Origin of the sequence: Hymenobacter elongatus (assembly GCF_004745955.1) — a bacterium.
Classification (GTDB): domain Bacteria; phylum Bacteroidota; class Bacteroidia; order Cytophagales; family Hymenobacteraceae; genus Hymenobacter; species Hymenobacter elongatus.
On record NZ_SRLD01000020.1, the window covers coordinates 84114 to 96275 of the forward strand.

Consider the following 12162-nt stretch of genomic DNA (forward strand, 5'->3'; position numbering starts at 1 on the left):
GCGAACAAGGAGAGGGAGAAGAGAAGCGGAGGCGTAAGCCAGTTCCGTGCCGAACCCGCTGCCGCTCGGGTAACAAAGGTAGCGAAAACCGATGCGCCGACCGTCGCTGCGCCGGCTCATTTGCTACCTTTGGCGCACTCTGGCCAACTCCTCTTACGTATGACTGCTGCCGCCGACTACGCTGCCCTGTCCCCGCTCACCGCCGTTTCGCCCCTCGACGGCCGCTACCGCCGCCAAACGCTGCCCCTGGCGCCCTACTTTTCGGAGCTGGCCCTGATCCGCTACCGGGTCCTGATTGAAGTAGAGTATTTTGTTGCTCTCTGCGAGCTGCCCTTGCCCCAACTCCAGAACGTCGATGCCACTGTGTTCGGGGCGCTACGGGCAGTGTACAAGGAGTTTTCACTGGCCGATGCCGAAGCTGTGAAAGCCCACGAGAAGGTGACCAACCACGACGTAAAAGCCGTGGAGTACTTCCTGCGCGACAAATTCGCGGCCCTTGGGCTGGAGGCCTACCTGGAGTTTATCCACTTCGGCCTCACTTCCCAGGACATCAACAATACCGCCATTCCGCTGAGCCTGCAGCACGCGCTGCTGCATGTGCTGCTGCCGGCATATGCCCGCGTGCGCAACCAGCTGGCTACCCGCGCCACCGAGTGGGAAGCCATACCGATGCTGGCCCGTACTCACGGCCAGCCGGCCTCGCCTACCCGCCTGGGCAAGGAAATTCAGGTGTTCGTGGCCCGGCTCGATGCCCAGGTGGAGCTGCTGGCCCAGGTGCCGTTCGGGGCCAAGTTTGGGGGCGCTACCGGCAACTTCAATGCCCACCAGGTAGCCTACCCACAGGTCGACTGGAAGCAGTTCGCCGACGTGTTCGTGAACAACCGCCTGGGTTTGCACCGCAGCCAGCCCACTACCCAGATTGAGCACTACGACCACCTGGCCGCCACCTGCGACGGCCTCAAGCGCCTCAACAACATCCTCACCGACCTGGCGCGGGACGTGTGGCAGTACATTTCTCTGGGCTATTTCCGCCAGACCATCAAAGCCGGTGAAGTGGGCTCTTCGGCCATGCCGCACAAGGTGAATCCGATTGACTTCGAAAACGCGGAGGGCAACCTGGGCGTGGCCAACGCCGTGCTGGAGCACCTGGCCGCCAAGCTACCCATCAGCCGCCTGCAGCGCGACCTGACCGACTCGACGGTGCTGCGTAACCTAGGCGTGCCGCTGGGCCACACGCTCATTGCTCTCACGTCGCTGCAGCGCGGCCTCGACAAGCTGGCCCTCGACGAAGCAGCGCTGGCCCGCGACCTGAACGCCAACTGGGCCGTGGTGGCCGAAGCCCTCCAGACCGTACTGCGGCGCGAGGCATACCCCGACCCCTACAACGCCCTCAAAGCCCTGACCCGCACCGGCGAGGCTATTTCGGAGAGTAGCATCCAGGTCTTTATCGACACGCTGGCGGTGAGCGAGGAGGTGAAGGACGAACTGCGGGCAATTACGCCGCACACCTACGTGGGTATTTAGCGGTCAGCAACAGCATCCAAAATACCTACTTGTGGGTATTGCAGCCGGAAATAAAAGCGTGGAGCTTTGCGGTTCACGCTCATCTCTAATGCCGGTAACCGGATGCGACACATTTACTTTTCTCTTGGCTTGGCTCTCACGCTGGCCACCTCCGCTGCTCATGCCCAAACACCCGCCTGGACGGGAGCCATCCAGCCAACAAACCCCACCCCGACCAACTATACCGGAGCGGAGGGCTATGGTATAGCTGTCGATGCCGGTGGTAACCAGTATGTGACGGGAATTATGCAGAACGACGGCAGCAGCGGTGCCCCGGCTATCCGCATATTTGGCTCTACCTCTCTTACTAGTGGCGGCGGCTATGCCAGCGGTTTTGTAGGCAAGCTGTCATCTACCCAGCAGTGGCTATGGGCACTCAAGGCCACCGGCAACGGCGAAGAGGTAAGCTTTGAGCGGGTAGCCGTTAGCCCGGCTGGCGATACCTACGCCAGCGGCCTTGTGTCGGATGACCCACTGTTGTCGCCCAACGGGGGAAAGGTGCTTACGGTGGGCACCTATACCTATACAACTACCAAAAACGAAGCTTCTTTCATTACCCGCCTCAATGCCAACGGGCAGCCTCAGTGGCTAGCCGGAGTATCAGGAGCCAGAATCACGTCTTCTGGCTGGGATGCCACGGCTGGCAACCTTGTGGTAGCTGGTGAATACACCGGTGCCGTCACGTTTGGCAGCACCACGTTGCCGGCCGCTGTTGATGGCTTCTTTGTAGCTCGCCTCAGTGCCGCGGGCCAGTGGGTAAGCGCCGTGGGAGCCACCAGTACCAGCACCGCTAGCTCCGCCCGCTTTTCCGTGAACGAAACGGCCGTAGGTCTGCAGGGGCAGGTAGCCATTGCCTTCCGCATCCGCAATACCTCTGTGACGCTGGGCAGTACCACCGTAACCTCAACCAGCACCACCATATCCAAGTGCATCGTGGCGCAGATCAGTGCTGCCAACCAAGTGTCCTGGACTGCTCAAACAGAGGGAACCACCACGACTACCGTGCCTTACTCCGTAAATGGACTGCACTACGACCGAGCTGGCAACCTGTGGCTGGCTGCGGAAAGCTTTGGCACCGGCATGCAACTGGGCAGCAGCACGGTAAATGAAGATGAGTTTGTAGCCCGCCTCTCGCCCACTGGCCAGTGGGGTGCGGTAGGCACCATCGGCCACAGCGGCAGCACCAATGGCGCCAGCAATACGGATGTGCTGGCAGTGGATGCACAAGGCAACGCCGTCATTCTTGGTAATTTGCCCAATGCCATCACCTACACGTTTGGAACCCGCACCTTGGCCAGTCCTACCCCAAGCCGGAAATTTGTAGCCCGCTTCAACCCCACAGTCCTAAATTGGGACTACGCCCAACTCGCGCCGGATGTCAGCACGAATGGTAGCTACGATTTCCGGTCTAGTGCACTGGATGCTACAGGAAATCTGTTTACCACGGGTCGTTTGGCAGGGACTGTAGCCTTTGGCGCTACTACCCTGGCCTACCCTTCCACTTCCGGCAGCAACGTCTTCGTGGCCAGGCTCTCCAACGCCGGCCTGCCGCTGGCCGTGCGCCAAACGGCTGGGGTAGCGCCGCTGGCCGTGTATCCGAACCCTACCGCTACCGGCACCGCCGCTACCCTGCGCCTGCCCACTGCCACGCTGGCCGCCCAGCCCCTGGTGCTGCGCGATGCCCTGGGCCGCGTAGCCCGCCAGCTCAGCATCCCGGCCGGCCGCCAGGAAATATCGGTGCCGACTGCCGGCCTGGCTCCCGGCCTCTACCTACTCGAAGCGGGCCTGAGCCGTACCCAGCTGGTAGTGGAATAATGCCGGCCGGCTTCGTGCCAATGCACGGGGCCGCCCCCGGCCCCTATTGCTGAAACGTATCGGCCCCTAAAGCCGGGACGGGCTGCGCTGGCAGTTCGTCCCGGCTTTTTGCTGTTCGGGCTTGGCTTGTTGCAACTATCATCCACTATTCACTATGTTAGCCCCTGGCCTCGCTTGCCTCCGCTCTTTCTTATCTGCATTTACCACCTGCTGCATGTCCAACGAAGAAGCCATTTCCCACAAAGTGGCCGAAATAGCCGCTACGGCGGCCCAATACCCGGGCGTCATCATTATCAACAACATTCAGACCCAGGGCGTGGAGTATATGTCGCCCTGGGGGCTGGAGCTGCTCCAGACCACCCTGCCGGAGCTGCGGGCCCTGGGTGCCAGCTACCACACCCGGTTTTTCAACCCGGCCGACGCGGCCGAGTACGCGCCCAAGGTCTGGCAGCTCATTGAGCGCAACGAGCTGGGGCCGGTAGCCACCTTCTTTCAGCAGGTGCGGGCCAATGCCCAGCAGGCCTGGACCTGGTACTTCACCGCCATGCGGCTGCTGCTGCACAATACCCAGGGCGCACCGCTGCTGCTGCTGTGCATGGCCTCGCCCGTGCAGCCCGAAACCCACGTTGCCATGCGGGTGCAGCGTCTGCTCGAAGAAAACGAGTTTCTGCGCCGCCACGCGGCCACCTTCGCTACGCTTACTACCCGCGAGCGGGAGGTGCTGCGCCAGCTGGCCCTGGGCCACAGCTCGCCCCAGATTGCCGCAACCCTGCACCTCTCGGTACAAACGGCCGAAACCCACCGCCGCAACATCCGCCAGAAGCTCCAGCCCCAGTCCACAGCCGAGCTGGGCCTCTACGCGCGGGCCTTCAACCTGGTGTAGGCGGCTCCTGCGCGGGCGCTGCCTCAGCCAGCAGCCGGGCTATTTCCTGCTTTTCGAAGGCCAGCACTTTCAGGCGCAGCTCCAGCAGCGCGGGCGTACCCGTGTCGTATTTCAGCCACAGCTGCGCCTGTGCCTCAAAGGTATTCAGCCAGGTCTGGCCCCACTCGTCGGGGAGGGCTTCGCGCAGGGCGGGCAGCACCTGCAGACGCAGCTGGGCCTGCCGCAGGTGGTTCTGGCTGCGGGCCAGAGCCTGTTCCAGCGAGTATTCTTCCAACCCAATTTTGCGCTGCCGCATCTGCAGCTCCCACTGCTCCTCCTCCGTGAGGTGCGGCGCGGGCATCGGGGGCGCGGGCGCGGGGCCGTAGGGAGCCGGCAGCTGTTGGCGCAGCGCATCGAGGCGCAGGGTAGCGGCCAGGGGCAGCAGGCGCTGGCCCGTTTCGTCCATCGTCAGGGTGGCCCGTGGCACGAGCAGCAGTTCGGCTACGTGTTGCTGGGAGAGGCCGAAATGGGCCTGCACCAGCTGCAAGCGGCTCAGAAACGGGGTTGGCCCCCGGCCATGAGAGAAATTGCGCTTCGCCATACGAGGGCAGGCAGGGCCTGCTGAAAATTTGTGTCAACTTGTTTTGTGGCAAAAAAACTTGCCACAAAACAAGTTGACACAAATTCCGGAGATGTTGCGTAGCACGCGGCGGCTTTTTCTGAACCGGACGCGCGCCGCTTCGCGCCTTCGGCTACCTTTGCCGGATACCTCCTCCCGTATGGCTTCCCTCAACGGCACGCTCGTGCATCCCGACTGCCGCCACTTCCGTGGTGATATCCCCTGCCGCCCCAACAAGGAGCACGGCTACCAGTGCGCCGGCTGCCCGGTGTATGCGCCCATTCAGCAGCGCATCCTCATCATCAAGCTCGGGGCCATCGGCGACGTTATCCGGACCACGCCGCTGCTGCGCCGGCTGCGCCAGGAGTATCCGAACAGCAAAATCACCTGGCTCACGCTCACGCCCGCCATTCTGCCCGCCGGGGCCATTGATGAGATTGTGAAGCTGGATTTGCCCGGCGTGCTGCAGCTGCAGGCCCGCGAGTTCGATCTGCTTTTCAACCTTGATAAGGACAAGGAGGCCTGCGCCCTGCATGATACCATCCGGGCCACCCAGAAATTCGGCTACACCCTGCACCCGCAGTACGGCGTGGCCTGGCCCGGCAACCAGCTGGCCAACCACAAGTTCCTGACCGGCATCTTCGACGAGCTGAGCCAGCAGAACCAGAAGCCCTACGTGCAGGAAATATTCGAGCTGTGCGGCTACGAGTTCCGCCACGAAGAATACGTCTTCGACACCCACCAGGACAAAGGCTACGACTGGAGCGCCCTGACCACCGGCCGGCCCCGCATCGGCCTGAACACCGGCTGCGGCGACCGGTGGACGACCCGGCTGTGGAGCGACGAGAAGTGGGTGGAGCTGATCGGGAAGCTGCAAGCGGCCGGCTACGCGCCGGTATTGCTGGGCGGCACGGCCGAGGATGAGCGCAACCAGCGCCTGCACGCGGCCACCGGTGCCGCCTACCTGGGCACCTTCCCGCTGGAGCAGTTCATCAATTTGATGTACCAGATGGACGGCATCGTGACCCAGGTGACGATGGCCATGCACATCAGCATTGCGCTGCAAAAGCCCACGATTCTGATGAACAACATCTTCAACCCCTACGAATTCGACCTCTACGGCCGCGGCCAGATCGTGCAGCCCGAACGGGCCTGCGTGTGCTTCTACCGGGGCTCGTGCAAGCTGGGCACCAGCTGCATGGAGGAACTGCCGGCCGGGAAGGTGTTTGAGGCCGTGCAGGCGAGCGTGGCGGTATCAGAACAGTAGAGTAGCATAAACAGAACGTCATGCTGAGCGAAGCCGAAGCATCTCTACCGCCAAAGTAATTAGTTACTACTGCGGCAGAGATGCTTCGGCTTCGCTCAGCATGACGTTCTACTGTCGCTCTTTTTACCCCTGCCCCACCGCCTTCAGCGCGGCTACCATCTCGCGCCATGAAAACTCCTTTTTCTTGGCCCATACGCCGGCCGTAAATTCGGCTTCCCGCTGATGCTCATAAAAATCGACTAACGCGTCGGCAATAGCCTGGGGCGTGGGCGTCACCACGTAGCCTACTTCGCCATCGGGAATCAACTCGGCCAGGCCACCCACGTCGGTGACCAGCATGGGCCGCTCGAAGTGGTAGGCAATCTGCGACACGCCGCTCTGGGTGGCGTTTTTGTAGGGCTGCACTACCAGATCGGCCGCGCAGAAGTAATCGCCTACCTTCTCATTCGGAATAAAATCGGTGGCGCGCACCAGCCGTTTTTCCAGGCCGAACCGGCGAATCAGCACTTCGTAGGGCGCGGCATCTTCGTAATATTCGCCGGCGATAATGAGCTTGACGGGCAGCTGGCGCAGTCGCTCATCGGCAAAAGCTTCCAGCAGAATATCTAATCCTTTATAGGCTCGAATAAAGCCAAAAAACAGCAGATACCCGAATGCTGGGTCGAGCTGCAGGGCTTGCAGCGCGGTGGCTTTGGACTTCAGCGGGCCGAAATTATCGTAGAGCGGATGGGGCTGGTACTGCGCGGGCTGCCGGAAGTGCAGGCGGCGCAAATCAGCTAGCACCGCGCGCGACATCGTCACGAAACCGTGGCAGGCAGAAAGAAAATACCGCGTCAGAGGCCGGTCACCGGGTCGTTTCTCGTGCGGAATTACATTATCGGTAATAGCCACCACGCGCGTGTGCCGGTTGCGTCGCACCAAGCGAGCAATGGTGCCCAGCGCCGGTCCCATAAACGGCAGCCAGAAGCGGAGAATGACCAGATCGGGCTTCTCGCGCCGCAGCTTCTCCCCCACTTTCCACCACGACAGCGGGTTGACGGAGTTGATGCTGACCTCAATATCGAGGTCGGCAGGACCGGCTTCGGTGCTGAACTGGGTCTGGCCCGGAAACAGAAAGTCGGGGTATTGCAGGCTGAAGGTAACCAGCCGCACCTCGTCGCCGGCCTCGCGGAAGGCCCGCGCCAGCCGCTCATTGTAGGTAGCCAGACCTCCGCGCAGCGGATACGCCGGCCCGATAATCACGACGCGTGCCACAGGCTATTAGTCAGGTAAGTTTAGTCGGTCCCGAATCAGGTATTCGTTGCGACGCGGGCCGTTAAGCTGCACCATCTCGGCCAGAAAACCCGCCAGAAATAGCTGCATACCTAAAATTACGGCTACCAGCGCCAGGAAGAATAACGGTTGATCGGTCACGTTGCGAGCGGGCAAATTCTGAAACGCCAGGTACACCTTTTCGCTCACCAGCCACAGCGTAATCAGCATACCCACTAAAAACGAAACCATGCCCAGCGTGCCAAAGAAATGCATGGGACGCCGCCGAAACCGGCTGACGAAAGTGATGGACATCAGGTCCAGGAAGCCGTACACGAAGCGTTCCAACCCGAATTTGGTCACGCCATATTTGCGCTCTTGGTGCTGCACGGCCTTCTCCCCGATGCGGCTGAAACCATTCCATTTGGCAATTACGGGGATGTAGCGGTGCATCTCGCCATACACCTCTATTCCCTTCACCACCCGCTGATCGTAAGCTTTCAGGCCACAGTTGAAATCATGCAGCCGGATACCCGAAATCCAGCGCGTCGCGCCGTTGAAGAGCTTGGTTGGAATGGTTTTGCTCAACGGGTCATACCGCTTCTTTTTCCAGCCGCTTACTAGGTCGTAGTGGTCGTCGACGATCATGCGGTAGAGTTCCGGCAACTCTTCGGGCGAGTCCTGCAGGTCGGCATCCATGGTACACACCACGCGACCCGTCGCTTCTTTGAAGCCGGTATTCAGCGCCGCCGATTTGCCATAGTTTCGGTTGAAGCGAATACCGCGCAGGTGAGTGTCCGTTTGGGCTAATTCCTCGATTACCTCCCAGGAAGTATCCGTCGAGCCATCGTCAATCAGCAGTATCTCATAGGTCAGCCCGTGCTGGCTTAGCACCCGATGTATCCAGCGCGTTAGCTCCGGCAACGACTCGGCTTCATTGAGCAGGGGAATTACAATGGAAAGCTCAACGGGAAAGTGGGACGACAAACGCTTACTCAAACTCGGGTCGGTTATGCTTCGTGAAAGCAGAGGCAATCAGGGAAATAATCAGGCCCCAGAAAAACATGGCAAGCAACACTGTCGCTAGTATCATGGGGCCAGTCATCAGTTTTTGCATCCAACTGATGCTTATATCGATTTGCTCCTGAGTGCGGCCTTGACCCTCCATTTGGGCCCGCATACCTTCCATGATGGTAGTAATATAGGTGGGGTCAATAAATTCGGCATATATGTAAGAAAATACGCCTGAAACTAGTCCCGCTATCAGCGCCACCAGCAGGCCGATTCCCAGGCCCTGACTAAATGACATAAACCCCTGATTTTGTTGCTTGTAGGCTTTGTGAGCCAGAATGATTCCGACAATCAGCACCACATATATGATATTATTTACTTGGCTACTCGGATCAGTTATGACCAGCTTGATTAAGAAAGAAACGATGCAAACGAGCAGTCCGACCAAAAGGCCGTAACGGAGGCCAATACTGGAGGGAGACGTGGCGGGAGTGGTAGCATTTTCCATATCCTAGAAGGTTAAAACAGTGCAACAGAACCGATTATTTGCGCAGAAAAATTCCGCCGGGCAAGCTTAGCAGCAAGCCAAACAAGAGCTTCTTCGTAAAGTCATCCGTAGCCAAGCCTTGGGCATTTATACTTTTCAAACCCTCAATAGTTCGGTCGTATTGTTCCTTGCCATTAGGCTGTCGCAAAAAATCAGCCCGCGAGCCGGCGGCAATTGTGAGCATGGCTGCCTTGCTCTTTTCAAGTTGCTCGGGCCCCGCCAACTGTGCCACTCCGTAAGTTCCCACGGCAGAAGTGGTAGCGGCTACAACCGCTGTCAGCAGACCCACGGCGAGGGTGCGCTTGAGTCCGGAACCACCAGGTCGGGAAGATCTTCTCAACATCCACTGGCTACCTATCACGGCCAGCGGTGGCAAGAATATGACCATCAAGCGCTTCGGACCGAACGGGTCGTTGCCAGTCAACAGCAGGCCTACCAGCCATAATGAGCACACTATACCGGCTCCTACGCCAAAGCGCAAAGCCGTACGAACTACAGAACTGGCAGATGAAACGTCGGCAGACACAGCAAAACGGCAGGTGAGGCGGCAAGATAGAGACTTTGCCTAAACTATAGTATTCACGCTGCTACAGCTGGAGAAGAGGCCGGCTTGCGGGCACCCATTAAGCGCAACAACACTACCTCAGCAAGCAAGCAGGCCAGCGCCAGCAGCAGGCAGTAGCGCCACAAAGGTGTACCCACCTGCTGCGCTTTATAGTAAGCAGCAGCAGAGCGGCCCGTGCCATTTTCGTACACTTGAATATTGGGGCGATTAGGACCAATGATCTGCCGCAACTCAGCCGCTGTGTAATAGGCAAGTTCCGACTCAGCCTTATCGATATTTAATGCCAGTGTGGTCAAGACTTTGTTGTTGCACACGACCTGATAAAACCCCGGCTCTTGTACCACTGCTGGAATACTTAACTGTAGACTTCCAGCCTCCCAGCGTTGGGACGGAATAACTGTCAAACTATCCTTTTGCAAGCTTACCACGGGCTCGTCGCGCTGGCTCTTTGTCTGCGCAGCCACGCCAAGCGTAAGGGCGCCTTGGTTCAAGCGATACGCTAGGTGCTGCTTGTTCTGGTAGCTCTGCATCGCCAAGCGGTACATAACCGGTACAAACAATGCGTGCTGGATAAAATTGGAATACTCTTCCTGAAATGGAGCAGAAAATAGGTATACTTTTCCCTTACCACTCGGAAATTCCGCCAAAAAACTGTCACCGTTTCTCATCTTCATCACCTCCGTACCCGAACGGGACCACCGCAGCACAGGTGCGACTTTCGGCATCACTGCCCGCTGATTAGAGGATGTAAACACATCCTTGAAAAAAGGATTTCGCAAATCAGGCGTTGCCACGTCCTGTAGAGTCGGTTTTGCTGCCTGCGCCTTCTCCCATTGGATTCCGCCCATTCCTAAATCCCGAAACAACCGGTTATACTCCTCCTGGCTGCCATCAGCACTAACGGGAGGCACAATCACTAAAGTAGCACCTTGTCCTACTGCCCGGCGCAGATTTTCTCTCAACGTATTATCTACCTTCGGTACTCCTTGCAACACAAGCAGATTAGCGGCATCAAGCTGAGTATAGCTCAAACCTTGGGGTGTACTACTAGCATAAGAAAACAGCGCCTCATTGTTATACACCCGACTCGTCAGATCTGTCTGCGACTGTGTAATGCCAACTATATTTAGCTGTGGAGATGCTTGAAGCGTGAAGTAATACTTGTTGTCAAATGTCACCGGAAAGTCTTCCACCTCAACCCGACATGCCTGCAAATCTGCACCTTCTAGCCGGACACGAACGATAGAAGTAGTACTCTCCCGTTCCTTGATTGCTGTTTGATAAGCCGCAACCTGCCGGTTGCCGACGAATACCTTTACTTGGCAATCAGCTGAGGCTGTTGCTCCACCATTACGGAGTCGGATTCGCAATCCTATATCTGTTGCTGTTCTAACAAAGGCATCCTCCAGCAACACACTATCGACGTAAACGTTGGCGGTAGATTTACCTTGTAGCGGAACTAAGTACAATTGGGTGATACTATCAGCCCTCAACATACGGGGATTGAAATCACCCTTCTGAAAGTCGGAGAACACAAAAGTATGCCCTGAGCTATTCGCGTTATTTGCTCGCTTCAACAACTTGCCAAGGCCTCCAGACTGTCCTGATACCGCCAGTTCTTGAACTGTAGTTTGAAATGCTGTTGCTGTCAATAACGAGTTTGACACTGTGGGTAGTAGGAAGCGCGTTGAAGCCGGATATACTTGCGCCAATTCCTGTGCCGCCTCTGTTGCTTGGCTAAATAAAGGCTCCGCGTTTTCTGCTTCTACTACCATGCTTGGTGTAGAATCTACAATGGCCGTGATATTGCCAGTTCCTCCTTCACCCTCTTGTTGTGGTGCAGGAATGAAGGGCTGGCAAAACATAAATACTAAGAAAGTAATAAATGCAATCCGGGTTAGCAATATTAACAGGTGCTTGAGTTTGCGCTGTCGAGCAGTAACCAGCTTAATTTCTCGGATGAAGCCGACATTTGTAAACAAAAGCCGTTGCGGCCTGCGCAACTCAAAAAAATGAATTGCAACAGGAATTGCCACAGAAAAAATACCCAGCAAAAACCACGGGTGAGTTAGCATCATGACAAGCAGAGTAAGTACACGTAAGCAACAACTAAAACTTCCTACTTGTCCAATACAAACAAAATCTATAAAAAAATGATAGGATGTTCTTTTTACTTGATGAAACAAAATTTAGCTAGGTCTCTCTAGTGCTGCTACTGCCCCTATGTCACGTGTTCTGGAACGGTACTTTCAGCAGATAAACAACATACATATGCACACTTTATACTAACATTTAGCGCATGAAAGATTCTGTTCAACTCAGAGTATTACTTTTTATGACCAATAGATTATATAATCTATTGGTCATAAAGAAACATATAACATCAAACTTGTGCGTATCATGGTCATTACAGCACAAGCGAAGCATACAAGGCGGTCATACTTTCACCTAGCTCTACCACTACAGTACTAGAGGGGTCAGGGCAGGGTAGAAACGACGCTGCCCTCCGCAGCACGGGGCGCGGAGGGCAGAGAGGTATAAATAAAGTTGGCGGCGACCGACTCTCCCGCCGGTGAAGGCAGTACCATAGGCGCTACGGGGCTTAACGACTCTGTTCGGAATGGGAAGAGGTGAACACCCGTGCTAAAGCCACCATTACTGG

At 57.2% G+C, this 12162-nt stretch carries 10 protein-coding genes and 1 rRNA gene; 4 read left to right on the plus strand and 7 right to left on the minus strand.

The genetic code is table 11. The features are described 5' to 3' along the window. Positions 1–159: 159 nt before the first annotated feature. The 3 genes from purB (at position 160) to E5J99_RS11630 (ending at position 4261) form a co-directional block, all read left to right on the plus strand. Positions 160–1524, plus strand: coding sequence for an adenylosuccinate lyase (purB, locus tag E5J99_RS11620; RefSeq protein ID WP_135497973.1), 1365 nt, complete (start codon positions 160–162; stop codon positions 1522–1524). 129 nt (positions 1525–1653) lie between these two features. Then, positions 1654–3378 carry a T9SS type A sorting domain-containing protein gene (locus E5J99_RS11625; RefSeq protein WP_167852092.1) on the plus strand — a complete coding sequence of 575 codons (1725 nt, stop codon included), beginning with the start codon at positions 1654–1656 and terminating at the stop codon, positions 3376–3378. A 214-nt stretch (positions 3379–3592) separates the two neighbouring features. Continuing rightward, on the plus strand, positions 3593–4261 hold the full coding sequence (locus tag E5J99_RS11630; protein WP_135497975.1) for a LuxR C-terminal-related transcriptional regulator: 669 nt from the start codon (positions 3593–3595) through the stop codon (positions 4259–4261). Here the strand turns inward: E5J99_RS11630 and E5J99_RS11635 are convergent. Continuing rightward, positions 4248–4841, minus strand: a complete 594-nt coding sequence (locus E5J99_RS11635; protein WP_135497976.1) for a hypothetical protein — start codon at positions 4839–4841, stop codon at positions 4248–4250. The genes E5J99_RS11630 and E5J99_RS11635 overlap by 14 nt on opposite strands. Positions 4842–5019: 178 nt before the next feature. Here E5J99_RS11635 and E5J99_RS11640 point away from each other — a divergent pair, with 178 nt between their 5' ends. Further along, the gene (locus E5J99_RS11640) at positions 5020–6126 is read left to right on the plus strand and encodes a glycosyltransferase family 9 protein (RefSeq protein WP_167852093.1); all 1107 of its coding nucleotides are present in this window, start codon (positions 5020–5022) and stop codon (positions 6124–6126) included. Between the two features lie 123 nt (positions 6127–6249). Here E5J99_RS11640 and E5J99_RS11645 read toward each other — a convergent pair whose 3' ends face one another. The 6 genes from E5J99_RS11645 to rrf all read right to left on the minus strand — a co-directional run bounded on the left by E5J99_RS11645 (position 6250) and on the right by rrf (position 12157). Beyond that, the gene (locus E5J99_RS11645; RefSeq protein WP_135497978.1) at positions 6250–7380 is read right to left on the minus strand and encodes a glycosyltransferase; all 1131 of its coding nucleotides are present in this window, start codon (positions 7378–7380) and stop codon (positions 6250–6252) included. Positions 7381–7386: 6 nt separating this feature from the next. Further along, entirely contained in the window at positions 7387–8376 is a 990-nt protein-coding gene (locus tag E5J99_RS11650) for a glycosyltransferase family 2 protein (RefSeq protein WP_135497979.1), read from the minus strand. Continuing rightward, positions 8369–8896: a DUF4199 domain-containing protein gene (locus E5J99_RS11655; protein WP_135497980.1), complete on the minus strand. Its 528-nt coding sequence runs from the start codon at positions 8894–8896 to the stop codon at positions 8369–8371. Before E5J99_RS11655 ends, E5J99_RS11650 begins: the two co-directional genes overlap by 8 nt. Before the next feature lie 34 nt (positions 8897–8930). Then, positions 8931–9461 carry a DUF4199 domain-containing protein gene (locus tag E5J99_RS11660; protein ID WP_135497981.1) on the minus strand — a complete coding sequence of 177 codons (531 nt, stop codon included), beginning with the start codon at positions 9459–9461 and terminating at the stop codon, positions 8931–8933. Between the two features lie 53 nt (positions 9462–9514). Then, positions 9515–11578, minus strand: a complete 2064-nt coding sequence (locus E5J99_RS11665; RefSeq protein WP_135497982.1) for a BatA domain-containing protein — start codon at positions 11576–11578, stop codon at positions 9515–9517. A 467-nt stretch (positions 11579–12045) separates the two neighbouring features. After that, positions 12046–12157, minus strand: a 5S ribosomal RNA gene (gene rrf, locus E5J99_RS11670). Between the last annotated feature and the right edge of the window lie 5 nt (positions 12158–12162).